This is a genomic window from Burkholderia sp. FW306-1C-G01B (genome assembly GCF_058781685.1).
In genome coordinates this window covers 438,770-461,776 of the sequence record NZ_JBYSWZ010000004.1, presented here as the reverse complement: position 1 = coordinate 461,776, position 23,007 = coordinate 438,770, and the positions used below count along the sequence as shown (strand labels likewise).

The 23,007-nt window shown below is 65.7% G+C and carries 21 protein-coding genes and 1 tRNA gene; 12 read left to right on the top strand and 10 right to left on the bottom strand.

Annotated elements, in window-relative coordinates; translation table 11 throughout:
* Window positions 1-267, top strand: a 267-nt coding sequence (locus AC3WLY_RS11635) for an integrase core domain-containing protein (protein ID WP_492310300.1), incomplete at its 5' end; no start/stop codon positions are given.
* A 107-nt stretch (window positions 268-374) separates the two neighbouring features.
* On the opposite strand, the gene AC3WLY_RS11630 is transcribed toward AC3WLY_RS11635, so the two are convergent.
* Entirely contained in the window at window positions 375-938 is a 564-nt protein-coding gene (locus AC3WLY_RS11630; protein WP_175961527.1) for a flavodoxin family protein, read from the bottom strand.
* 430 nt (window positions 939-1,368) lie between these two features.
* Here AC3WLY_RS11630 and AC3WLY_RS11625 point away from each other — a divergent pair.
* The 6 genes from AC3WLY_RS11625 to AC3WLY_RS11600 all read left to right on the top strand — a co-directional run bounded on the left by AC3WLY_RS11625 (window position 1,369) and on the right by AC3WLY_RS11600 (window position 7,750).
* Window positions 1,369-1,455, top strand: a tRNA-Leu gene (locus tag AC3WLY_RS11625).
* Window positions 1,456-1,800: 345 nt separating this feature from the next.
* Window positions 1,801-3,048 carry an ROK family protein gene (locus AC3WLY_RS11620; protein ID WP_492310299.1) on the top strand — a complete coding sequence of 416 codons (1,248 nt, stop codon included), beginning with the start codon at window positions 1,801-1,803 and terminating at the stop codon, window positions 3,046-3,048.
* Window positions 3,035-4,585: a sugar ABC transporter ATP-binding protein gene (locus AC3WLY_RS11615; RefSeq protein ID WP_492310298.1), complete on the top strand. Its 1,551-nt coding sequence runs from the start codon at window positions 3,035-3,037 to the stop codon at window positions 4,583-4,585. Before AC3WLY_RS11620 ends, AC3WLY_RS11615 begins: the two co-directional genes overlap by 14 nt.
* A 42-nt stretch (window positions 4,586-4,627) precedes the next feature.
* Window positions 4,628-5,665, top strand: a complete 1,038-nt coding sequence (locus AC3WLY_RS11610; RefSeq protein ID WP_034184063.1) for an ABC transporter permease subunit — start codon at window positions 4,628-4,630, stop codon at window positions 5,663-5,665.
* An 84-nt stretch (window positions 5,666-5,749) separates the two neighbouring features.
* Entirely contained in the window at window positions 5,750-6,694 is a 945-nt protein-coding gene (locus tag AC3WLY_RS11605) for an ABC transporter substrate-binding protein (protein ID WP_175961530.1), read from the top strand.
* Window positions 6,695-6,814: 120 nt separating this feature from the next.
* On the top strand, window positions 6,815-7,750 hold the full coding sequence (locus tag AC3WLY_RS11600) for a carbohydrate kinase family protein (protein ID WP_310134321.1): 936 nt from the start codon (window positions 6,815-6,817) through the stop codon (window positions 7,748-7,750).
* 22 nt (window positions 7,751-7,772) lie between these two features.
* On the opposite strand, the gene AC3WLY_RS11595 is transcribed toward AC3WLY_RS11600, so the two are convergent.
* The 3 genes from AC3WLY_RS11595 to AC3WLY_RS11585 form a co-directional block, all read right to left on the bottom strand.
* A complete protein-coding gene (locus tag AC3WLY_RS11595; RefSeq protein WP_310134323.1) occupies window positions 7,773-9,503 on the bottom strand; it encodes a SulP family inorganic anion transporter in 1,731 nt (576 codons plus the stop codon).
* Between the two features lie 24 nt (window positions 9,504-9,527).
* Window positions 9,528-10,154 (bottom strand): ParB-like protein, encoded by a 627-nt coding sequence (locus tag AC3WLY_RS11590; RefSeq protein WP_310134324.1) that lies wholly within the window; start codon window positions 10,152-10,154, stop codon window positions 9,528-9,530.
* 130 nt (window positions 10,155-10,284) lie between these two features.
* Window positions 10,285-10,827 carry a GNAT family N-acetyltransferase gene (locus AC3WLY_RS11585; RefSeq protein ID WP_492310297.1) on the bottom strand — a complete coding sequence of 181 codons (543 nt, stop codon included), beginning with the start codon at window positions 10,825-10,827 and terminating at the stop codon, window positions 10,285-10,287.
* Window positions 10,828-11,108: 281 nt separating this feature from the next.
* Here AC3WLY_RS11585 and AC3WLY_RS11580 point away from each other — a divergent pair, with 281 nt between their 5' ends.
* The 4 genes from AC3WLY_RS11580 to AC3WLY_RS11565 all read left to right on the top strand — a co-directional run bounded on the left by AC3WLY_RS11580 (window position 11,109) and on the right by AC3WLY_RS11565 (window position 16,220).
* Entirely contained in the window at window positions 11,109-12,329 is a 1,221-nt protein-coding gene (locus tag AC3WLY_RS11580) for an MFS transporter (protein ID WP_034184267.1), read from the top strand.
* A 214-nt stretch (window positions 12,330-12,543) separates the two neighbouring features.
* Complete coding sequence (locus AC3WLY_RS11575; protein WP_175961535.1) at window positions 12,544-13,362, top strand: TetR/AcrR family transcriptional regulator; 819 nt, start codon at window positions 12,544-12,546, stop codon at window positions 13,360-13,362.
* Window positions 13,363-13,518: 156 nt separating this feature from the next.
* On the top strand, window positions 13,519-15,273 hold the full coding sequence (locus AC3WLY_RS11570) for an AMP-binding protein (protein WP_492310296.1): 1,755 nt from the start codon (window positions 13,519-13,521) through the stop codon (window positions 15,271-15,273).
* A 29-nt stretch (window positions 15,274-15,302) separates the two neighbouring features.
* Entirely contained in the window at window positions 15,303-16,220 is a 918-nt protein-coding gene (locus AC3WLY_RS11565; protein WP_072441644.1) for a DUF1571 domain-containing protein, read from the top strand.
* 27 nt (window positions 16,221-16,247) lie between these two features.
* On the opposite strand, the gene AC3WLY_RS11560 is transcribed toward AC3WLY_RS11565, so the two are convergent.
* On the bottom strand, window positions 16,248-16,532 hold the full coding sequence (locus AC3WLY_RS11560) for a PXPV repeat protein (RefSeq protein WP_072441647.1): 285 nt from the start codon (window positions 16,530-16,532) through the stop codon (window positions 16,248-16,250).
* Between the two features lie 294 nt (window positions 16,533-16,826).
* On the opposite strand from AC3WLY_RS11560, the gene hfq reads away from it, so the two are divergent.
* Entirely contained in the window at window positions 16,827-17,408 is a 582-nt protein-coding gene (gene hfq / locus AC3WLY_RS11555) for an RNA chaperone Hfq (RefSeq protein ID WP_425130580.1), read from the top strand.
* 79 nt (window positions 17,409-17,487) lie between these two features.
* Here hfq and AC3WLY_RS11550 read toward each other — a convergent pair whose 3' ends face one another.
* The 5 genes from AC3WLY_RS11550 to AC3WLY_RS11530 form a co-directional block, all read right to left on the bottom strand.
* Complete coding sequence (locus AC3WLY_RS11550) at window positions 17,488-18,195, bottom strand: DUF2968 domain-containing protein (protein ID WP_175961539.1); 708 nt, start codon at window positions 18,193-18,195, stop codon at window positions 17,488-17,490.
* A gap of 56 nt (window positions 18,196-18,251) precedes the next feature.
* Entirely contained in the window at window positions 18,252-19,643 is a 1,392-nt protein-coding gene (locus AC3WLY_RS11545) for a sigma 54-interacting transcriptional regulator (RefSeq protein ID WP_175961540.1), read from the bottom strand.
* Between the two features lie 108 nt (window positions 19,644-19,751).
* Window positions 19,752-21,788: a pilus assembly protein TadG-related protein gene (locus AC3WLY_RS11540; protein ID WP_279610708.1), complete on the bottom strand. Its 2,037-nt coding sequence runs from the start codon at window positions 21,786-21,788 to the stop codon at window positions 19,752-19,754.
* Between the two features lie 11 nt (window positions 21,789-21,799).
* Entirely contained in the window at window positions 21,800-22,129 is a 330-nt protein-coding gene (locus AC3WLY_RS11535; protein ID WP_175961542.1) for a DUF3613 domain-containing protein, read from the bottom strand.
* Between the two features lie 20 nt (window positions 22,130-22,149).
* Window positions 22,150-22,992: a tetratricopeptide repeat protein gene (locus AC3WLY_RS11530; RefSeq protein WP_175961543.1), complete on the bottom strand. Its 843-nt coding sequence runs from the start codon at window positions 22,990-22,992 to the stop codon at window positions 22,150-22,152.
* Window positions 22,993-23,007 lie beyond the last annotated feature (15 nt).

Sequence of the window (23,007 nt, the reverse complement as noted above, 5' to 3'; positions counted from 1 at the left end):
GGGGTCCAGTACTGTTCGACCTACTATCAGGACATCCATCGGCGTCACGGCCTGCGCTGTTCGATGACGGACGGCTACGACTGCTATCAGAACGCGCTGGCCGAGCGAATCAACGGCATCCTCAAGGGCGAGTTCCTGTTGCAACGTCCCGCTGACCTTGCTCAGGCCGCCAAGATGGTCGAGCAGTCGGTGCGCATCTACAACCATGAGCGGCCACATGCCGCCCTGAAATACAAAACGCCCGATGCGGTGCATCGGGCGTTCTAGCGTCTGGATACTGTCAACCTATTCCAGGACTTGACACCGGCCCCGCATCGGCGCCACCCATCCGTCAGCCGGACGACCATCGACACAGCGCCGACCGGCCATCGGCTTCAGGCACCGTTCCAGCGTTTCGCGGCAATCGCGACGCGCTCGCCCAGCAGTTCAGCCGTCTTTCGATCGCTCTCGAGAATCGCATCGCCGCCCTCGTCCGCATTCGCCTGCGCCATCGCACCGAGGAACGACCCGAGTCGATTCAGATCGTTGACCGAACCCGTACTGCTGTTGTTGCCGGGCATCAGACCGAGGCTGACCCACAGCATCTGATGCTGGGCAGCGAAGACAGCAAGCTGCTGCAGCGTCGCCAGCTTGTCGCCGCTTTGCGACGCCGACACCGTAAAGCCGGCCGCCAGCTTGTCTCGCCACTTGCCCCAATGCTTCGACGATGCGTCCATGAAGCCCTTGAACTGCGCGGACGCGCTGCCCATGTAGGTCGGCGAACCAAAGACGATCGCCTTGGCATCGCGCTCCAGATACTCCCAGTGTTCGTCGATCGCGTCGACGGGGATCAGCTTGACCGACGCACCGTCGACCTTCTCGACACCACGAGCGACTGCGTCCGCAATGACGGCCGCATGACCGTAGCCGCTATGAAAAACCACTGCGATTTCAGACATCGGAAACTCCTTTTTGGTTACTCCATAAAAACGTTACCGCGATAGTAACAGAAATGATCGCGATGCAAATGCGTTCGCTTGCATGGACCGCGCGCTCCATAGCGGCAGACGACTACACGATGCGCACGGTGTCGCCAAGCGAGCGGACAACTGCGCGGCGCCCACCGCCTGCATTCGCGAGTCGGCGCGGTACGACAGGCACACCGACAATAACTTCTCCGGCGACGGACTTGAACCTGCGTTCAGGAAATTCGCTCGCTCTTCTCCGGCAGCAATCCTTCGCATCGGGATCGCCCCGGCAGCGATACTCGAACACGGCAAATCCGGCATGCGCCCTTTTCTCGCCCCCTCAAAGACGGTGCAAAATCTGTTGACAAGCCGTTCGGGCACGCTATAATTGCGGTCTTTCGCATCGCAGCAAGCGAAACGTGCCCAGGTGGCGGAATTGGTAGACGCACTAGGTTCAGGTCCTAGCGGTGGCAACACCGTGGAGGTTCGAGTCCTCTCCTGGGCACCACTTGTTTTCTAAAAAGGTCGGCTTCTAGCCGGCCTTTTTTCATTTCCCTCTTGCATCATTCACACCGTCCTGTTGATCCGCACGGTGTGCCCCCTTCCCTGCCACCTACCGGACGGACAAATCGTCGTCGCGTCCGCAGCGAACACGCGCCCGCCACGCGAATTCCAAAGTTTTCGCCCCCGGTTCCGCAATCCATCCCCATTTCCCGAGACCCACCCCGCCACCCCTCATCCACGGCAAAAGCCGGGATTTCCCTAGGCTGACATATCGGCGCTCACGCGGTTAAATAAATCAACGTGATTTATTTAATGCGCTGCTGCACAGCGCAACATGGAAGGAGACGCCATGAGAAGCCCGCACATCGGCCAGGGAAGTAATTCGGCCAACGTGCGCCGTTACAACGAGCGCCTGCTGCTGAAGACGCTGCGCCGCGCAGGCAGCGCGTCGAAGGCCGACCTTGCGCGTCTCGCGAGCATGACGGGCACGGCGGTCGGCAGCATCATCGCATCGCTCGCCGATGCGAAGCTGATCGAATTCGCGGGCCGCACCGAAGGCCAGCGCGGCCAGCCGGCATCGTTGATCCGCCTCGACCCGCGCGGCGCATTCGGCATCGGCGTCCATCTCGACCGGATGCGCATCGAAACCGCGCTCGTCAACTTCGCGGGCGACGTGCTCGGCCGCCGCTCGCACGACACGCTGCTGCCCCCTCCCGCCGACGTGCTCGAGATCGTGCGTCACGACATCGAAGCGATGCAGGCCCTGCTCCCCGACCACGAACGCGCCCGCCTGACCGGCATCGGCGTCGCGCAGCCTTACAACCTCGGCGCGTGGATGCGCGAACTCGGCCTCGCGCCCGACACGTTCCGCGCATGGGAAGACGTCGATTTCGCGAGCGACCTCGGTCGCGCGCTGTCGCTGCCCGTGTTCGGCGAAAACGACGGCAACGCGGCTGCGATCGCCGAGCTGTTCTACGGATATGGCCGGCAGTGCGACGACTTCGTCTACCTGTTCATCGGACCGGCGATCGGCGGCGGCATCGCGATCGACGGCGACTGCCTGCGCGGCGTGACCGGCAATGCAGGCGACATCGCCGTGATTCCCGTGCCGCCGAGCCGGCTGGCATCCGCGCCGCCGCCGCGCGGCCCGTGGGACATCCTGCTCGCGCGCGCCTCGCTGCACGCGCTCGTACGCCATCTGCGCCATCACGGCGAGACGGTCGAGAACCGCGCCGATCTCGAAGCCTGCATTGCCCGCGGCCTGCCGGCCGTCGACGAATGGATCAACGACTGCGTCGACGCGCTCGCGCCGGCGTTGCGCGCGGTGCTGTGCGTGGTCGATGCGCCGGTAGTCGTGATCGACGCCGATACCGACGCGGGCCTGCTCGACGCGGTCACGACGCGCCTGCGCTCGGCACTGGTTGCCACCGCGCCCGAAGCGCGCGGCACGCCGACGCTCGTGCGCGGCACGTTCGGCGCCGACGCCGGCGCGATCGGCGCGGCCACGCTGCCGATGTTCTTCAACTTTTCCCCGCGGGCCGGCATCCTCAAGGGCGCCCGCACCGACTCGCAGGAGGTCAACCATGTCGCGGTCTGAGTCCCGCCCGCTGCTCGAAATGCGCCGGATCAGCAAGACGTTCCCGGCCGTGCGCGCGCTCGACAATGTCAGCCTGACCGTCTATCCGGGCGAGATCCACTCGCTGATGGGCGAGAACGGCGCCGGCAAATCGACGCTGATGAAGATCCTGTCGGGTGCGTATCGCGCCGACGCCGGCGGCGAGATCCTGATCGACGGCGAACGCATCGACATCGACGGGCCGCTCGCCGCGCGCGATGCGGGCGTCGCGGTGATCTACCAGGAGCTGTGCCTGTCGCCGAACCTGACCGTCGCGGAAAACATCTACGTCGGCCGCGAACTGCGGCGCGGCAACCGGCGCTGGGGCACGATCGACCGCGCGGCGATGGCGCGCGGCTGCCAGGACGTGCTCGCGCGCCTCGGCGCATCGTTCGGCCCCGAAACGCTCGTCGACACGCTGTCGATCGCCGAACAGCAGCTCGTCGAGATCGCGCGCGCCGTGCACACCCGCGCCCGCATCCTCGTGATGGACGAGCCGACGACGCCGCTGTCGTCGCGCGAAACCGAGCATCTGTTCCGCCTGATCCGCCAGTTGCGCGAGGAAGGTCTCGCAATCATCTACATCAGCCACCGGATGGCGGAGATCTACGAACTGTCCGACCGCGTGTCGGTGCTGCGCGATGGCGCATACGTCGGCACGCTCGAACGCGATTCGCTGTCGGCCGAGCGTCTCGTCGCGATGATGGTCGGCCGCGACATCTCCGGCTTCTACAAGAAGGAACACGCGCCGTACGACCCCGGCCACCTGCTGCTGTCGGTACGCGACATCGCCGACGGCGCGCGCGTGCGCGGCTGCAGCCTCGACCTGCATGCCGGCGAGGTGCTCGGCATCGCCGGGCTCGTCGGCGCGGGCCGCACCGAACTCGCGCGGCTGATCTTCGGCGCCGAACCGCGCGTGCGCGGCGACGTGAAACTGGCCGGCCGCACGTTCGGCGCACACTCGCCGCGCGACGCGATCGACGCGGGCCTCGTCTACCTGACCGAAGACCGCAAGCGCCAGGGCCTGTTCCTCGACATGAGCGTGCGCGACAACATCAACATTTCCGTCTGCAACCGCGATGCACGGCTCGGCGCGCTCGACCTCGCACGCGGCGCCGAGCGCGCGCGCGACGCGATTTCCTCGCTGTCGATCCGTGTACCTCACGCGAACGTCAACGTCGGCGCGCTGTCGGGCGGCAACCAGCAGAAGGTGCTGCTGTCGCGCCTGCTGGAGACGAAACCGCGCGTACTGATCCTCGACGAACCGACGCGCGGCGTCGACATCGGCGCGAAATCCGAGATCTACCGGATCATCAACGAACTGGCCCGTGCCGGCGTGGGCGTGATCGTGATCTCGAGCGAGCTGCCCGAGATCATCGGCGTCGCGGACCGCGTGCTCGTGATGCGCGAAGGCGAGATCGCGGGCGAACTCGGCGGCCACACGCACACGCCCATCACGCAGGAAGCCATCATCGCGCTCGCGACCGGCTCGCAGGCCGAACTCGCCGACGCGCACTGAGCCGCGCTCTTTCATTTGACTCTTACAATTCAGGTTACCGAAATGATCAACCCGACCAAGCAGCGGAACCTCGCTTCCGCGACGGCCCATCCGGTGGGCGATCGTACTCCCCAGTTGCGCACCGCCGATCATCGCGCACGCATGCAGTCGCTGATACGCACCGCCGGCATGCTGCCGGTGCTGCTGGTCCTGTGCGTCGGCTTCGGCTTCCTGACCGACGGCTTCTTCACGCTGCAGAACCTGTCGATCGTCACGCAGCAGGCGTCGATCAACATCGTGCTCGCCGCCGGCATGACCTTCGTGATCCTGACGGGCGGCATCGACCTGTCGGTCGGCTCGGTGCTCGCCGCCGCGGCCGTCGCCGCGCTGATCGCGTCGACCATTCCCGGCTGGGGCTGGCTCGGCGTGCCCTTCGCGCTCGTCGTCGGCCTCGTGTTCGGCGCGATCAACGGCGGCCTGATCTCGTTCCTGCGCCTGCCGCCGTTCATCGTCACGCTCGGTGCGATGACGGCCGTGCGCGGCGTCGCGCGCCTGATCGGCAACGACACGACCGTGTTCAATCCGCAGTTGCCGTTCGCGTTCATCGGCAACGGCACGATCCTCGGTGTGCCGTGGCTCGTCGTGATCGCGTGCGCGGTGATCGCGATCTCATGGTTCATCCTGCGCCGTACCGTGCTCGGGATGCGGATCTATTCGGTCGGCGGCAATCCGGAAGCCGCACGCCTGTCGGGCATCAACGTGCGGGCGATCCAGATGTTCGTGTATGCGGCCTCGGGGCTGCTCGCGGGCCTCGGCGCGGTGATGTCGGCCGCGCGGCTCTATGCGGCCAACGGCCTGCAGCTCGGCCAGTCCTACGAACTCGACGCGATCGCCGCGGTGATCCTCGGCGGCACGAGCTTCGTCGGCGGCGTCGGCTCGATCGTCGGCACGCTGATCGGCGCGTTGATCATCGCGGTACTGACGAACGGACTCGTGCTGCTCGGCGTGTCCGACATCTGGCAGTACATCATCAAGGGGCTCGTGATCATCGGCGCCGTCGCGCTCGATCGCTACCGCCAGCGCGATTCGGCGCGCACCTGACACCGTTCCCGTCCATTCAACCTTGCGGCGCAGGCAGGCACGCCTGCGCCCGTCTACCAACCAACCTCACGGAGACACAACGACATGTTCAAGCACAAAGCCGCCCTGACCGCCGTCGCCTGCGCACTCGCATTCGGCGCTTCCGTCGCGCACGCAGCCGACAAGCCGCTCAAATCGATCGGCGTCACGGTGGGGTCGCTCGGCAACCCGTACTTCGTCACGATCGTCAAGGGCGCCGAAGCGCGTGCGAAGCAAATCAACCCGAACGCGAAGGTTACGGCCGTGTCGGCCGACTACGACCTGAACAAGCAGTTCACGCAGATCGACAACTTCATCTCCGCGCACGTCGACATGATCCTGCTCAACGCGACCGACCCGAAGGCGATCGAGCCGGCAGTGAAGAAGGCGCAGGCGGCCGGCATCACGGTCGTCGCGGTCGACGTCGCGGCAGCCGGCGCGAATGCGACCGTGCAGACCAACAACGTGAAGGCCGGCGAGCTCGCGTGCGACTACATCGCGAAGAAACTCAACGGCAAGGGCAACGTGATCATCGAGAACGGGCCGCAGGTGTCGGCCGTGATCGATCGCGTCAACGGCTGCAAGACCGTGCTCGCGAAAAACGCGGGCATCAAGCTGCTGTCGAGCGACCAGGACGGCAAGGGCTCGCGCGAAGGCGGGATGAACGCGATGCAGGGCTATCTGACGCGCTTTCCGAAGCTCGATGCGGTATTTACGATCAACGACCCGCAGGCGATCGGCAGCGATCTCGCCGCGAAACAGCTGAACCGTCCGGGCATCGTGATCACGTCGGTCGACGGCGCGCCCGATATCGAGGTTGCGCTCAAGTCCAACACGCTCGTGCAGGCATCGTCGAGCCAGGACCCGTGGGCGATGGCGCAGCAGGCCGTCAACGTCGGCTACGGGATCATGAACGGCCAGAAACCGGCCAATCCGATGATCCTGATCGAGCCGATGCTCATCACGCGCGACAACGTGAAGACCTACAAGGGCTGGAGCGCCCCGCGCTGATCGCGCCGCCCGTCCACTGAACCGGGCGGTGCCGGGCCGCGTCGCCGCGCGCGGCGGCCGGCGCCGCCCGCCCCGCCCGCTCACATCAACCACTGCACGGCCGCGCCACAAGGTTTCAACATGACGACGACGCTCCCCCGCCTGATCGTATTCGGCGAAGCGCTGACCGATTTCATCCGCGACGACGCGCAGCGCTGGCACAGCGTCGCCGGCGGCTCATGCTGGAACGTTGCGCGCGTCGGCGCGCGACTCGGCGCGCCGACGGCCTTCGCCGGCACGGTCAGCCGCGACATCTTCGGCGACGAACTGATGCGCAGGAGCGCCGACGCGGGGCTCGACATGCGCTTCATCCGGCAGGTCGACCGCGCGCCGCTGCTCGCGATGGTCGTGTCGAAGCAGCCGCCCCACTATTTCTTCATCGGCGAGAACAGCGCCGATCTCGCGTTCGATCCGGCGGACCTGCCAGCCGGCGCACTCGACGCGGCCGAGATCGTGCACATCGGCTCGCTCGGCGTCGTGCGCGAGCCGCTCGCGTCGCGCCTGATCGAGGTGGCGCAGGCCGCGCGCGCGGCCGGCAAGCGGATCTCGTTCGATCCGAACTACCGTGCGCCGATGGCCGCGCCGTCGTATCGCGACACGCTGCGCCGGCTGGTCGCGCTCGCCGACTGGATCAAGGTGTCCGACGAGGATCTTCACGGGCTGTTTCCCGAACTCGACGAAACGGCCGCACTCGCGCAACTGCGCGCGTGGGCGCCCGATGCGACGATGCTCGTCACGCGCGGCGCATCCGGCATGCAGCTCCTGCATCGCGACACCGTGCTGTTCCAGCCCGCGTTCCCGACCGAGGTCGTCGACACGGTCGGCTGCGGCGACGCCAGCATCGGCGGCTGGCTCGCGAGCCAGCTTGCGCGGCCCGATGCATCGCCCGCCGAGCATCTGCGTTACGCGGCCGCGTGCGCGGCGGTCGCCTGTGCTCACGCAGGCGCCTATGCGCCGACGGCCGCGGAAGTGACCGATATGATCGATCGCGCTGCCGACGCCGTGCTTTCGCAATAGATCGCACTGACGCGCCGCCTCGTTACACGGCGGTCGTTCCGTCGCTGCCGTCCGGCTGCATGCCAGCCTGCAACAGTTGCAGACTTTCGTCGACGCTCAGTTCGGACATCGCATCCTCACGCAGCGTATCGTCCGCCGCGCGGCGCAATGCATGCAGCGCGTGCACCTTGAGCCTCACGATCGCGAGCCGCAGCCCGCGCGCCGTGCATTCGGCCGCGAACGTGCGCAACGATTCGATCGTCGTGCCGTCGACATCCGGCGTTTCCTCGAGGCTCAGCATCACGGCATGCGTGTCCGGCGCGGCCATCATCAGCGCGCGCACGCGATTCAGCATCCGGTCCGCGTTCGCGAAGAACAGCTGCGCCTCGGGCCGCACGATCAGCACGCCCGGCACCGGCTTCGCGTCGGCATGGCTCGCGACGTCGACGAAGTCATGGCTGTCGCGCAGCCGGCCGAGCACGCTGACGTTCGGCTCGGACAGCTTGCGCAGCGTCAGCAGCAGGCTTACGCCGATGGCCGCGAGCAGCCCGTGCAGCACGCCGAGCACGAGCACCGCGAGCAGCGCGGCGATCACGACGAGCCGGTCGCGATGCCAGTCCCAGTACGGCTTGAATACGGACGGATGCAGCGAGTGGCTGACCGCGAAGATCACGATCGCCGCGAGCACGGGCTCCGGCGTGCGCGCAAGCTGCGGCAGCAGCAGCCAGACGATCAGCGCGACCACACCGGCCGCCCACAGGCCGGCGAAGCGCGACTGCGCGCCGGCCGCCTCGTTCGCCGACGTTGCCGAATAGCCGGCGCCGACCGGCATCCCGTGCAGCAGGCCCGACACGAGGTTTGCGCAACCGAGCGCGACGAGGTCGCGGTTCGGCGACACGCTGTCGCCATGCTTCAGCGCGAAGTTGCGGATCGATCCGTACGACTCCGCGTACAGGATCAGCATCAGCGCGAACGCGAGCTCGACCGTCTGCATCCACGCGTTGCGGTCGAGCTGCGGCAGGCCGAATTCGATGTGCCGGAAATCGATGTTGCCGACGATCGCGATCCCGTATCGCTGCCAGTCGATCGCATAGCCGACAGCGATCGACAGCACGATCACGACGAGCGTAGCGGGCACGCGCGAGCGGCGCCCGAGCACGAACAGAAGCGCCAGCGCGGTCGCGCCGAGCACGACACTCGCGAGGTTCGCATGCGGGGCGCCGGTGATCAGGTCGAGCGTGACATGCGGCGCATCGCTGTGCTGCACGGAAATCGCGAGAATCTTCGGCAACTGCTTGATGACGATCGTCAGTGCGAGCCCGAACGTGAAGCCGCGCAGCACGGGCCGCGCGACGAAGTCCGACATGCCGCCGAGCCGCGCGGCGCCCGCCAGGATGAACAGCACGCCCGTCATCGCGACCAGCGCTGCCGCCAGCGCGAGTTGTTCGGCAAGCGCTATCCCCGATTCCGCGAGCACGGTCGCCGCGAGCACGGCAGCCGACGACGACGTCGACGACACGATCGCGAAGCGGCTGCTGCCCGTGAGCGCATAGACGACGAGCCCCGCCAGCAGCGCGATGAGACCGGCCTGCGGCGGCAGGTTGGCCAGCCCCGCATACGCGACCGCCTCGGGAATCAGCAGGCCCGCGATCGACAGGCCGGCCAGTGCATCGAGGCCGATGCGCCGCGCGGGCGGCGGCGAGGCCGCGTCGAGCGCGGAGAAATGGTCCGCATGCTGCGGACCGGCATCGGGGCGGATCGGGGCGATCGTCATGAGGCGGTCGGCGCCGTGCGCCTGTCAGGGTTTGACGGCGATGACGCCCGACCAGCCGGGCAGATAGCGCGCATCCTGGTCGTGCGCGCGGTGCAGCGCGACGTCGAGCGCCTTTGCAAAGTTCTTGCGGATCTGGTCGAGCGACACGTGCTGGCGCAGGTAATCGGCCCACAGGAATTCGCTGAACGGCGTCGCGTCCTTCGCATAGCCGCCCGCCGTGCGCAGTTCGCCTGCAAGGCTGCGGTACGGATCGTCCATGAGCCCCGTCAGTACCTTCGGCAAATGCGCGTAGTCGCGACGCGACCCGTCCGCGCCGAACGGATGCACCCACTGGTTGTGCTCCATCATCCGCCAGAAGATCGTGTCGTCGAGCCACGACAGATCCTTCAGCAGCATCGCGTTCACGCGCGACTCGCCCTCCTCGATCAGCGCGAGGCCGAGATGGTGATGATCGGTGATGTAGTGCAGCCCGTCCGGGCCGAGGACGGCCGGGAACCAGTGCGATTCGATCGCGGCCTTGCGCGCGCGCTTGTCGAGCGCCTTCCAGTGCTTGCGCTTCGCCTTGACTTCGCGATAACCAACCGTCATCTGCGTCGGACGCAACGCGTCGAGCCTGACGGGAATGAGATGAACGTCGCGGCCGAGTGTCATGGTCGTACCCCATGTTGCGAAATTCCGGCAACGATACTCCTGATCGCGCGAGCCGTTAATACGTCATGACCTCGATACGCCGGCGATTGACGATCTCCGACAACCGCGCACGCGTGCACACGATACCGCGCTACGCGCGCAGATCGTTTCGCTCGAGACGATGGCGGATGTAAGGAATGCCGTCCTGCACGACGCTCACGCGACGCATCCCGAGCTTGCGCGCGACGTTCAGCGAACCGCTGTTGGCCTCGGCGATATCGGCGATCACGCGCGGCAGGCGCACGGTATCGAATGCATGCCGCACGACGGCGGCCGCGGCCTCGCTCGCGATGCCGCGCCCCCAGGTCGTGCGCACGAGCCGCCAGCCGATCTCGACGTCGCGCGCACCGTCCGCATAGTCGGGAATCAGCAGGACCCAGCCGATGAACGTATCGGGTGCGGCCTTCTCGAAGATCGACCAGTAGCCGAGTCCCGGCGGATAGTCGCGCGTGATCCGGTGCGTGACGAAGCGGCGATGCTCGACGGGATCGTGCCACGGGCCCGCGATATGCCGCGTGACCTCGGGATCGCGATCCATCGCGATGCACGCGTCGAGATCGGCCAGCACGCGCGGACGCAGCCACAGCCTGGCGGTTTCGAGCACGGGCAGCGCGGTATCGGAACGTTCGTTCATCGGGACTCCTGATTCGGTGACGATGCGCATCGAGCGCATTACAGAACAAATACAAAACGCCTTCCGGAATGATACAGATGCCTGTCGCCGGTCTTGCGCGGCGTCGTTTCCGTTTCCGAAACAGTTCATTTCGTAGGGATTATTCCCGATTCGGCGTTATCGCGCCCCACCTCGCATGGCGCCGCGGCCTACACTCGATCCGTGCCCGCGCACCGCGCGCAAGGCGGGCCGGCATCCGCATGCACATCGTGAGCGCGCAAGCCAACGAGGAGACCTCGGACATGAGCTGGACCCGCGAGCAACGCAACGTCACGATCGCCGCCTACCTGGGCTGGACGCTCGACGCGTTCGATTTTTTCCTGATGGTTTTCGTGCTGAAGGACATCGCCGCCGAATTCGCGTCGACGATCCCCGCCGTTGCGTTCGCGCTCACGCTGACGCTCGCGATGCGCCCGCTCGGCGCGCTGATCTTCGGCCGGCTCGCCGACCGCTTCGGCCGCCGCCCGACGCTGATGGTCAACATCGCGTGTTATTCGCTGCTCGAACTCGCGTCGGGTTTCGCGCCGAGCCTGACCGCGCTGCTGGTGCTGCGCGCGCTGTTCGGCATCGCGATGGGCGGCGAATGGGGCGTCGGCTCCGCGCTGACGATGGAAACCGTGCCGACCCATGCGCGCGGTTTCGTGTCGGGACTGCTGCAGGCCGGCTATCCGAGCGGCTATCTGCTCGCGTCCGTCGTGTTCGGCCTCTTCTACCAGTACATCGGCTGGCGCGGCATGTTCATGGTCGGCGTGCTGCCCGCGCTGCTCGTGCTGTACGTGCGCACGCACGTGCCCGAATCGCCGGCGTGGAAACTGATGGAGAAACGCCCGCGCCCGAGCCTCGGAACCACGCTGAAGCAGAACTGGAAGCTCACGATCTACGCGATCGTGCTGATGACCGCGTTCAACTTCTTCTCGCACGGCACGCAGGATCTCTATCCGACGTTCCTGCGCGAACAGCATCACTTCGATCCGCATACCGTGTCGTGGATCACGATCGTGCTGAACATCGGCGCAATCGTCGGCGGACTGTCGTTCGGTGCGATCTCGGAACGGATCGGCCGGCGCCGCACGATCTTCATCGCCGCGCTGATCGCACTGCCCGTGCTGCCGCTGTGGGCGTTCTCGAGCGGCCCGGTTGCCCTCGCCGCGGGCGCGTTCCTGATGCAGATCTCGGTACAGGGCGCGTGGGGCGTGATTCCGGTCCACCTGAACGAGATTTCGCCCGACGAAATCCGCGCGACCTTCCCCGGCGTCGTCTACCAGCTCGGCAACCTGCTCGCGTCCGGCAACGCGACGATGCAGGCCTCGCTCGCCGTTTCGCACGACAACAATTACAGCTTCGCGCTCGCGCTCGTGGCCGGCATCGTCGCCGTCGCGATCGCCGTGCTGATCCTGTTCAGCCGCGAGCGGCGCGGCATCGACATGACGCAATCGGTCAATACGCGTAGCACGGTCGGCTGAACCCGCACATTGACGCATCGCACCATCGCGCGCGCCCCGCCCCTCGGGGTCGCGCGCCACGCTTGCCGCAGTTGCACATCGAACTAGAGGAATTTGTCCAGATTCCCCGCTTGCCCGCTCCGCCCGCGTTTTTTTATCTTAATAAAAACGACTGTTTGAATCAGACAATCAAATCACCTGTTCGCGGCCGGGCGACCGGCATGGGAGGCGGAACATGGCAGTAAGTCAGGAGGGGCGGCCATCCGCGGGACGGCCGTCCGGGGCGCGATCATCCGGCCCTCGGCAGACCGGCGGGACGAAGGCGCGCATCCTCGATGCGGCCGAGGACCTGTTCATCGAGCACGGCTTCGAGGCGATGTCGATGCGGCAGATCACGTCGCGCGCGGCGGTCAACCTCGCGGCGGTCAACTACCACTTCGGCAGCAAGGAAGCGTTGATCCACGCGATGCTGTCGCGCCGGCTCGATCAGCTCAACCAGGAACGCCTCGGCATCCTCGACCGCTTCGATGCGCAGCTCGGCTCGCACATCACGTGCGAGCACGTGCTCGGCGCGATGTTCATTCCCGCGCTGAAGGCGTCGCGCAACCCGGAACGCGGCGGGCCCGGGTTCCTCCGGCTGATCGGCCGCGCGTACACCGATCCGTCGCCGTTCGTGCGCAACTTCCTGACCGCGCACTACGCGAGCGTCGCGGGCCGCTTCTTCGACGCGTTCCAGCGCGCGTTGCCGCACCTGCCGCGCACGGAGCTCGGCTGGCGGCTGCACTTCGCGATCGGCGCGCTGTCCGGCGCGCTCGCGGGCGCCGAGACGGAAAGCCTGATCGACGAGTTCTCGCAAGGCCGCACGATGAACGACGTGCAGATGATCGCGAGGCTGTCATCGCTGATCGTCGCCGCGCTGAAGGCGCCGATGCCCGACAGCGCCCAACTGTCGATTTTCGCGGCGGTGCTCGACGACGCGGGAGCGAGCGAAGCGTTCGGGCTGCCGTCGAGTGCGGCAGCCGCCGAGTCGGCGACGCTGCATTCCGCGAACTGAGCGCGCGGGGCCACACGCGACTTCCTGTTCACGATTTGATTGATACGCGGGGTCATGCGGCGCGTCGAGGCGTCCGTGTTGATCGCCCGTGAAGCATGGGGCACGGGCAGGCATCGAAGCGCCTGCCCGCGCCGAAGCAAAGACCGGAGACACGTCATGCCATCTTCCGCAGCAACCGCAGCGGCCCAGGTTCCGCCGAACACCGACGGTATCTGGTACGCGTCATACCCGCCCGGCGTACCGCACGAAATCGACGTCACTCAATACGCATCGCTCGTGCAGTTCTTCGACGAATGCACGACACGCTTCGCCGAGCGCGTCGCCTACGTGAGCGCAGGCGCATCGATGACCTATCGCACGCTCGCGCAGAAAGTCGACGCATTCGCGTCGTATCTGCAAAGCCTCGGCGTGAAACCCGGCGACCGCGTCGCGATCATGCTGCCGAATACGTTCCAGTATCCGGTCGCGCTGTTCGGCACGCTGAAGGCCGGCGCAATCGTCGTCAACGTGAACCCGCTCTATACCGCGCGCGAACTCGCGCACCAGCTGAAGGACAGCGGCGCGCAGACGATCGTCGTGTTCGAGAACTTCGCGAGCACACTGCAGGAGGCACTGCCGGAAACGCAGGTGAAGAACATCGTCGTCACCGCGCTCGGCGACCTGCTCGCCGACGGCTTCAATGCGAAAGGACGCCTGATCAATTTCGTGCTGAAGCACGTGAAGAAGCTGGTGCCGGCCTACCACCTGCCGCAGGCGATCCGGCTGCGCTCCGCTCTCGCGCTCGGCGCGCGCGGCAAACCGCAGCCGGTGCAGACGACGCGCGACGACCTCGCGTTCCTGCAATACACGGGCGGCACGACCGGCGTCGCGAAAGGCGCGATGCTCACGCACGGCAACCTGATCGCGAACCTGCTGCAGGCGAAGGCATGGATCGCCGACCAGGTCTCGGGCGACGTCGAAACCGTGCTCACGCCGCTGCCGCTCTATCACATCTATTCGCTGACCGTGAATGCGTTCATCTTCATGGGGCTCGGCGGGCGCAACATCCTGATCGCGAACCCGCGCGACATGAAGATGGTGATGAAGATCATCCGCAACGAAACGTTCACGGGGATCACCGGCATCAACACGCTGTACAACGCGTTCCTCGACAACGAGGAATTCCGCAAGCGCGACTTCTCGAAGCTCAAGCTCGCGATGGCGGGCGGGATGGCGATGCAGCGTGCGGTCGCGGAGCGCTTCCAGCAGGTGACGGGCCGGCCGGTGGTCGAAGGCTACGGGCTTACCGAATGCTCGCCGATCGTCACGATGAACCCCGTGAACCTGAACGACATGGCCTCGTTCAGCGGTTCGATCGGCCTGCCCGCCCCGTCCACCGTCGTGCGCTTTCGCCGTGAGGACGGTACCTGGGCCGCGATCGGCGAGCCGGGCGAGCTGTGCGTACACGGTCCGCAGGTGATGCGCGGCTACTGGCAGCGCCCCGACGAGACGGCCAAGGCGATCGACGCCGACGGCTGGCTCGGCACCGGCGACATCGGCGTGATGGACGAACGCGGCTTCATCCGCCTCATCGACCGCAAGAAGGACATGATCCTCGTATCGGGCTTCAACGTGTATCCGAACGAGATCGAGGAAGTGCTCGTGATGCATCCGGGCATCAGCGAGGCCGCCGCGATCGGCATTCCCGACGAGGTGCAGGGCGAACGAATCAAGGTGTTCGTCGTGCGCCGCGACCCGTCGCTCACCGTCGACGACGTGCTCGCGCACTGCCGCAAGAACCTGACCGGCTACAAGATGCCGAAATTCGTCGAGTTCCGCGACGCGCTGCCGCAGACGAACGTCGGCAAGATCCTGCGCCGCGCGCTGCGCGACGAGGAGCTCGCCAAGATCAAGACCGCGAAGCAAGACTGAACGATCCATCGCTCCGGGAGAGGCTGTCGATGAACGCAGGAAAGAAGCGCAGCGCGCGGCATGCAGCCGCCGCGGCAGTCGCGTGCATGCTGTCGCTCGTTCCGCCGGGCCTGCATGCGCAGGAAGCGGCCGATGCCGCGAGCGCGGCACAGGAGGTCGCGCTGCCGGCGGACCTGGCGAAAATCACGCGCGACCCGGTCGCGCAACAGGCGCGCTGGCTGCGCACGGCCGCGCAGCGCGGCACGCTCGCGCAGCTGGACGACGCGACGCTCACGACGCTCTTCAAGGCGCTCGACCCGCTCGCCGTGCCGCTCTATATCCGGAATGGCCCTAACGGCTATCCGTCGTACCAGTTCACGATGGTGCGTCAGGAGCGCATCAGCGGGAAATGGTCCGACACGCCCGACCGCATGCTCGTGAAAACCACCCGCGAGCCGCTGCGGGTATATGCGAAATGGCTGCCGGGCGGCGCGCATGCCGGCCAGGAGACGATCTACGACACGACGCAGCGCAAGGACGAGATGTACGGCCATCTCGGCGGCCTGCTCGGCAAGATTCCGTTGTGGACGGCGCTCGACGGCGCGCTCGCGCGCGCCCAGTCGAATCACCAGGTGAAGGATCTCGGCACCGAGTTCATCACGAACCTGTACCTGACCGAAGGGAAGAAATACCAGGAAGCCGGCGTGCAGCGGCCGACCCGGGTAGAGGCAAAAACGATCGGCGGCGTGCGCGTCGTCGCGCTCACCTACGAAACGCCGACCGGCCGGCCGCAGTTCTACGCGAAGAAGGAAGTCCTCGGGCTCGACCTGCACGCGCCCTATTTCCGGACCGTCGAGTCCTACGACAACGACGGCAAGATCTTCGAGCGGATCGTCATCGAGAAAATCGCGCCGGCGACGCTAGACGACACCGCATTCGACCCGAAAAACCCCGACTACGCGTTCTGATGCGCACCGGCGGGGCCGACCTCGGGCTCAATCGTCATCGTCGTCGCCGTGGTGCTTGCGCCAATGCTTGTAATAGTGCTTGCGCCACTTCCGGTAGCGATCGTCGTCGTCATCGCCGTAATAGCCGTATCCGTAGCCCGGATAGGCGACCACAGCCGGCTGCGGCGCCACATAGACCGGTGCCGGCTCGACATAGACCGGCGCGACCGGTACGCCGATGCCGACCGACAGGTCGACATGCCCCGCCATCGCACTTCCGGAAGCCAGCAACGCCATGCCCCCGACCAACCCTGCCACTTGACTCTTGTTCATGCTCCGGATCCCTGATAAGCCGGCCCGCCCGGCTCGCGCGACCCAATGTAAGCGCCACGCGCGCACCGAGGTGATACGGCGCTGCGAGAGTCGTAACGCGACGTAACGAAACGGCTTTGGCCGTTCGGCCGAATCGCGAAAATGCGCTGGAACGTCTATAGTGGGTTACGGTTCGACACAATCACGACTGCGCGCTTCCCTATCGAACAGGGTAGAATTCCGCCAAACGCCTTGTGGACGAACACGCCACACACGCACAACATATTCTCTGACGCAGGCTCCTGCCGCACCTCAATGGCCAATCCCGCAGAATCCCATCCGCAAAACGACTTCATCAATTCGGCGCGCAAGGAACGTAAGCGCGTTGAAATCTACCTCGTCAACGGCATTCGTCTGACGGGATGTATCGAGTCGTTCGACCAGTACCTGGTGATGCTGCGCACCCCCGTGGGTCTGCAAGGCATCTACAAGCGCGCGATTTCCACGATCCAGCTCGACACGGGCGGCTCGCGCCCGGGCGGCGGCGGCCCCCGCGGCCCGCGCACCGGTGGGCGCCCCGGCGGCCGTGAAGGCGGCGGTCACAGCCCGTACGGCTCGCACGGCGGCCCACGCGAATCGCGTGGCGACGGCGGCGGCTTCGGTTCCCGCGAGCCGCGTGAAGGCTATGGCTCCCGCGAGCCGCGCGAAGGTTACGGCTCGCGTGAACCACGCGAAGGCTATGGCGCACCGCGCGAACCCCGTGAGCCGCGCGAAAGCTACGGCGCGCCGCGCGACACCGGTGACGCATCCGGCAACACAGCGCCGTCGGATGCACGCGGCGGCAACGGGCCGGTGATCGTCACCCGCCGCCGGCGAATCGTGCCGGACGGCCAGTAAAACAAAAGGGCAAGCCAACGGGCTTGCCCTTTTCTCTTGTACGACCGGCGCGGCAAGTCGCCGCACCGCCACTCTCGGCTCAGTGTGCCGTCCTCGGCAGGCCCGCGTCGGCCTCGCGCTGCAGCGAACGCACCTGCTGCTGCAACGCGCGCAGTTGCGACTGGAGTTCGGCCTGCTGCGCCTGCAACGCGACCGTCTCGCTGCGTACGCTCTTCTGGCGATCCGCGACCGCTGCCTGCTGCTGGCGTGCAATCGAGATATCGGCCTGCAGACGCCGCGCACGGTCCTGCGTGACTTCGATCTGCTTGTCCATTTGCGCCTTCTGCGACTCCAGCTTCGTCGCTCGCAGTTCGTTGACGGCCAGCCGCTCCGCCTGATGCGAGAAATCGCGATAGATCGCTTCCGCGCGCGTTTCGTTGTAAGTCTTGATCACGCGCCAGAACGCCTTCTGCTGAAACAGCGCGACGAAGTACGCACCGTCCTTCACGTTGAACAACAGGCTCGCACCGTAGCTGCCGTTGTAGCTCGTGCGCATTTCCGTCAGCGTGTGCGCCTGGATCTGGCGCTGCAGGTCGTCGACCGTGCTCGGCCCCGTCGTCTCGCCCGCCTGCGGCTGCACCGACGTCTGGACCTGCGAATCGATCACCGGAATCGCAGCCACCGGCGCCGACGCCTGCTGCACCGCCGGCGAATCGCTGCCTGCCAGCCCCTGCGCGTAAGCGCCCTGCATGCCTCCTACCATGGCGAACAACACACACGCCCGCCCCAACCCCGTCATATGGCTCATGAAGTTTTTATTCCCCGCCCGAGTCGTTGTAATCCAGCGCGATTTTATCTCATTAATTACTCGCTTTCGCGTGTCTCGGGCTCTTCGTCGAAGATCTGATATTTGCGCATTTTTTCCCACAGCACCTTGCGGCTGATGCCGAGCTGCTGCGCCGTGTCCTGACGCCGCCAACCGTTTGCATCGAGCGCCGCGATGACGCGATTGCGCTCGTTCATGTCCCACTTGCTGCGATCGACGAAGACCTCGGCCGCACTCTCCGCCGGCACCGGCTGTGCCGAGCTGCGCGCGTGCGCAATCAGCCGCTGCAGCCGCGCGGCATCCCACCCGCCCGTCTGCCGCACCGTCACGCCGACACGCTCGGCGAGATTGCGCAATTCGCGCACGTTGCCGGGAAAATAGCTGTCCGCGACCGAATCCGTCAGCCAGTACGGCAGATCCGACAACTCGGCGAGCCGGTCCTCGCCGACGACCTGCGCGACGAACGACTTGAACAGCGCGATCTTGTCGACCGCGCCGCGCTCTTCCAGTGACGGAATGCTCAGCTCGATCACCGCGAGCCGGTAGTAGAGATCCGCGCGGAACAGGCCTTCCTTCACGAGCTGCGGCAGCTTCTTGTTGCTCGCCGCGACCAGGCGGAAATCGACCTTGACCGACGTCGCCGCGCCGACGCGCAGCACCGCGCCGTCCTCGAGCACGCGCAGCAGCTTGACCTGCTGGTACAGCGGCAGATCGCCGACTTCGTCGAGGAACAGCGTGCCGCCCGCCGCCTGCTCGAAATAGCCTTTATGCGCAACAACCGCGCCTGTGAACGAGCCTTTCGCATGGCCGAAGAACAGCGATTCGAACAGGCCGTCCGGAATCGCGCCGCAGTTCACCGGTACGAATTCGCCGTGCCGGTAGCGCGAATGTTTTTCGTGCAGCAGTTGCGCGATGCGCTCCTTGCCGACGCCGGTTTCACCGTGCAGCAACACGTTGGTGTCGCAGTCGGCGAACGTATCGACTTCGTGCAGCAGCGCCTGCATCGATTCCGAGTGCGCGACGAGTTCGGACGGCTGTAACGTTTCGGCCGCGTGCGCACGCAGTTGCGTGACGAGCTTGCCGATCATGCCGCGCAGTTCGGCGCACGTGAAGTCGAGCGGCAGGATGTGCGAATACTCCGGCGGATACTGCGACGCGTCGTGGTCGCGCGCCGCGCCGACCCAGACGACCGGCATGCCGATGTTGGCCTGCCAGTCGCGCAGGAACGCCGCGCCGGTTTCGATCATCGACACGCTGATGATCGCCAGCGATGGCCGCAACGCGGCGCGTTCGGGCGAGATCTCCGCGTTGTCGGCACGGATCACTTCGACGTCGAAGCTCGCCATGCACCGGGCGACGCGGTCGACGATGTCCGCCTTGCCTTCCCAGACGTAGAGGTCGAGTTCTGCGATTGCGGGCGTGGTTCTCATGATTCGGGTGCGGCTTCAGTTATTGACGAGTTGCTCGGTGTTGCAGGTCCGTGACCGGTTGCGGACGGCAGCGACGCCGCCCGCTTCGATAACGGAACGTTCAGGCATTTATTGAACCAGCATGGGATTGCCGCATTTGATCGAGTCCGGTGTGTTCGTGACATAGGCGTTCCCCAGGCTCAAACCGAGCAGGCCCGTGACCGAGGTCAGCAGCGAATCGATCGGTTGCAGGAGTAGCGGAACGAGTGTGGTCGCCAGCGCGGACAAGATCGGCCCGGTCACGACGCCCAGTATGGGATTCACTATGTCGCCCAGCCACGACAGCAAACCGCTGCTCGTCGATAGTTTCAACGACAGGCCGCTGTTCAAGATACCTTGAACGGCGGGCGACAGGAACTGATCCGTTCCCGTGCTCAGCATGTACGGCGACGCCGGGTTCGGCGAAGCGGACGACCCAGGCCCGGGATACGTGAACACCAACGGCGTCGGACTTTGGTTGGCGACGGGAACCGTCAGCTGTCCGGGCAACAGGTTGATGTTGATCGAGATATCGGTCAGGTCGACGATTCCTAACGTCAGGGTTTTGACCAACGTCGTCAGTCCGGAAACCAGACCGCCGAGGTTCAACAGGTTGAGCAGGCTCTGCAGGTTGACAGACACCAACGTAATCGGTGCAGCGCTGCCGTCGGGAACATAACCGCTGGGCGCGTTGAGATTGATCGGCGTATTCGCCGCGCCGCCGATGTAGACGGCCACTACCCCGGTCTGCACGTTTACCTGCGCGCTTTTCGTGCCGTCCGCGGTGCAGGTGACGGACATCAGGCCCGCCTTCGCCGGCGCCACATAGGCGGTGATCGGCAATTGCACCGCTGCAAGCGGCGTCGCATTGCCGGACGGACAACTGCCGCCAGGAAAGACCAGCGAGCCGTTGGAGCACGTCGACAGCAGCGAGATCGACGTATTGAGGTACACGTTCCCCTGCGCGGTCGACGTGTTGGTCGCGCAATCGGACGTCCCGCAATTGGCCGGTCCGGGCGGACCGCTCGCGGTGGACGGTGGATTTGCCCCGAGCTTGACGGAACCTGACACGGTCACGTTCAGTAACGGCGCGAGCAAAGTTGGCGTCTGGACCTTGACACTGGGAATGCTCACTGCATTCGTGCCGTTCGCGATCTGCAGCGCCGTCGACAACAATCCGAGCGCATTGACGCTGGCGTCGATCGCGGAGCTTCCCGTAGCGGTTGCGACGGAAACCAACTGGCCAAGCGCGATCTGCGGCCCGCCACAGATGCTGTTCGAACAAAGCGCGACGACGAGCGCATTCAGAACGTTCAGATTCGCCGCAGCCACGTTCTGTTGCGTCGCCGCCTGCAACGCTGCGTTGGCCAATTGGCCGAGCGTCACCGTGCCGTTCAATACTGACGTGCTTGAGCCGACCGACAGATTGGCGAGAATGCCGGCCAGTTTCAGGCTAACTTGGGCGAGCCCCTGATAGTCGACGGCCTGCAGACTCAGCGCATTGGGCGAGCCCGTCAGCGCCTGGAGCAACTGATTGGCCAGTCCGCCGTTCAACGCTGCCAGCGACGTGGTCAGCGTAAAGCTATCGGTCGGCACGCTCTTGGCAATCGCCGACGCGCTGATCGTGATGCCATTGATAAAAAGCCCGGTCACGGGTTCGGAGACGGTAACGCACACGGCGTTGACCGATTGACCGTTGCTGACGACTCCGCCCGACAAGCCGGCACATTGATTATTGGCGGGCAGCGGTGCGCCCGACGTACGGGTGAACTGTGCACTACCGCCGCTGCCTTGCGGTGCGGTCCAGATGCCGCACGTCACGGTAGCGGACGGTTTTCCCGACAGCAGGCTCGCCGGCGCGTTTGTGACTTGATTGACCGCAGTCGTTGCCGCGGTGCAAGTGGAGTCGCCGGCAACCTGCGTAACAGCGGAAAGCGCGGCCGAATCGGCGGCCGCCTGCATATGGCGTCGCTCAGCATAATAGCGGCCGATATCTGTCGCGCCCAGCACGATGACCGCTATCGCCAGAAAGATCGTCACCATGATCGCAGCGCCGCCACGCTGGTGACGTCCCCGTGAGCGGCCGGCTCGGTGCCGCCGAGCCACATGTGATTGATCTGTGCGCATCGCCGCCTCGCCTACTGCTGCGCACCCTGCCCGCCACCCGACATGCCGCTGGCAGAACCGAGCTGCGAATTCATCGTGTCCGGAATCTTGTTCTTGAACGAGTCGAGATAGCGCTGATAGACGAGCGACGCAACATCTCCGAGCATCGGCTGCGTTGGCGCCGCCGCGCGATTGTCGCGCTGCATTGCGAGCCATTCCTTCGCAGAGCGCTCGACGTCGGATGCGCGAGGTGCGTCAACATCTTGCGCGTATGCGGCCGGAGAGCCCGCTACCAGCAAGACGATCGCGCCCAGCACCGCAATCCGGCCGACGCGCATGTTTCGATAATGTTTGTTGTTCATGTCGTTCCCCGGATGTCTGTTCATTGTGCAAAGCGCTGCAACAGCGGCACGGTCTGGTCGTAGCCGAAATTGTTCGCCATAGGTGTAATCTGGGTCGTGGCGGCACGGCGCGACACCACCGGCGGCGTCGCAACCGCGCGCTGCTGCGCACGCACCGCCGCGACGATCTTCGCGGCGTCGCCATTGATGTCCTTGCGGATATCCGCCGGCAGATGCTGCTGGTTCATCAACCGTTGCGCATCCTGCGCGCGCCCCGCGGCAATCAGATAAAGGGCGAGATTGCTGACGATCTTGGGATTGCGCTGATCCAGTTCGGCAGCCTTCATCAACGGAACCCGCGCACCGACGACGTCGCCGCTGCGCAGCTTCGCGTACGCGAGATCGGACAGCAGCGACGCATCGGTCGGCGCGAGATCCGACGCCTGCGCGAGCACCTGCGCCGCACGATCGAAATCGCCTGCCGCGCCTGCGATCAATCCGAGCCCGCGATAGCCTCGCGCAGCAAGCGGCGTTTTCAGCAGTTGCGTGTAGGCGGCCGCACTTGCGGCCGGCTGGTCAGTCATTCGCAGTGCGTCCGCGCGCAACAGGATCGACTCCGGGATCACTCCATATGTCTTGTCGTATGAGTCGATGTGTGCAAGCGACGCAAAGTAGAGGCCCTGCGCCTGCATCCGCTGGATCAGGCCCAGATACATCCCCGGTGTATCCGGGACGGACTGTTTCTGATCGGCCGCCTGCATCAGCGACGCGCGCTCGGTCTGCGCGCTGACGCCGTACCCGTTTTCCTTCGTCGCGCACGCGCCGAGCAGCAGCACCGCTGCCGCCACGCCCGCTTGCACTGCCATTTCGCTGATCCGCTTCATCGTCTTTCCTTCCAC

Coding starts and splice junctions, on each gene's coding strand:
- AC3WLY_RS11630 (WP_175961527.1), bottom strand. CDS start 938: ATGTCTGAAATCGCAGTGGTTTTTCATAGCGGCTACGGTCATGCGGCC.
- AC3WLY_RS11620 (WP_492310299.1), top strand. CDS start 1,801: ATGAGAAGCCCGCACATCGGCCAGGGAAGTAATTCGGCCAACGTGCGC.
- AC3WLY_RS11615 (WP_492310298.1), top strand. CDS start 3,035: ATGTCGCGGTCTGAGTCCCGCCCGCTGCTCGAAATGCGCCGGATCAGC.
- AC3WLY_RS11610 (WP_034184063.1), top strand. CDS start 4,628: ATGATCAACCCGACCAAGCAGCGGAACCTCGCTTCCGCGACGGCCCAT.
- AC3WLY_RS11605 (WP_175961530.1), top strand. CDS start 5,750: ATGTTCAAGCACAAAGCCGCCCTGACCGCCGTCGCCTGCGCACTCGCA.
- AC3WLY_RS11600 (WP_310134321.1), top strand. CDS start 6,815: ATGACGACGACGCTCCCCCGCCTGATCGTATTCGGCGAAGCGCTGACC.
- AC3WLY_RS11595 (WP_310134323.1), bottom strand. CDS start 9,503: ATGACGATCGCCCCGATCCGCCCCGATGCCGGTCCGCAGCATGCGGAC.
- AC3WLY_RS11590 (WP_310134324.1), bottom strand. CDS start 10,154: ATGACACTCGGCCGCGACGTTCATCTCATTCCCGTCAGGCTCGACGCG.
- AC3WLY_RS11585 (WP_492310297.1), bottom strand. CDS start 10,827: ATGAACGAACGTTCCGATACCGCGCTGCCCGTGCTCGAAACCGCCAGG.
- AC3WLY_RS11580 (WP_034184267.1), top strand. CDS start 11,109: ATGAGCTGGACCCGCGAGCAACGCAACGTCACGATCGCCGCCTACCTG.
- AC3WLY_RS11575 (WP_175961535.1), top strand. CDS start 12,544: ATGGCAGTAAGTCAGGAGGGGCGGCCATCCGCGGGACGGCCGTCCGGG.
- AC3WLY_RS11570 (WP_492310296.1), top strand. CDS start 13,519: ATGCCATCTTCCGCAGCAACCGCAGCGGCCCAGGTTCCGCCGAACACC.
- AC3WLY_RS11565 (WP_072441644.1), top strand. CDS start 15,303: ATGAACGCAGGAAAGAAGCGCAGCGCGCGGCATGCAGCCGCCGCGGCA.
- AC3WLY_RS11560 (WP_072441647.1), bottom strand. CDS start 16,532: ATGAACAAGAGTCAAGTGGCAGGGTTGGTCGGGGGCATGGCGTTGCTG.
- hfq (WP_425130580.1), top strand. CDS start 16,827: ATGGCCAATCCCGCAGAATCCCATCCGCAAAACGACTTCATCAATTCG.
- AC3WLY_RS11550 (WP_175961539.1), bottom strand. CDS start 18,195: ATGAGCCATATGACGGGGTTGGGGCGGGCGTGTGTGTTGTTCGCCATG.
- AC3WLY_RS11545 (WP_175961540.1), bottom strand. CDS start 19,643: ATGAGAACCACGCCCGCAATCGCAGAACTCGACCTCTACGTCTGGGAA.
- AC3WLY_RS11540 (WP_279610708.1), bottom strand. CDS start 21,788: ATGCGCACAGATCAATCACATGTGGCTCGGCGGCACCGAGCCGGCCGC.
- AC3WLY_RS11535 (WP_175961542.1), bottom strand. CDS start 22,129: ATGAACAACAAACATTATCGAAACATGCGCGTCGGCCGGATTGCGGTG.
- AC3WLY_RS11530 (WP_175961543.1), bottom strand. CDS start 22,992: ATGAAGCGGATCAGCGAAATGGCAGTGCAAGCGGGCGTGGCGGCAGCG.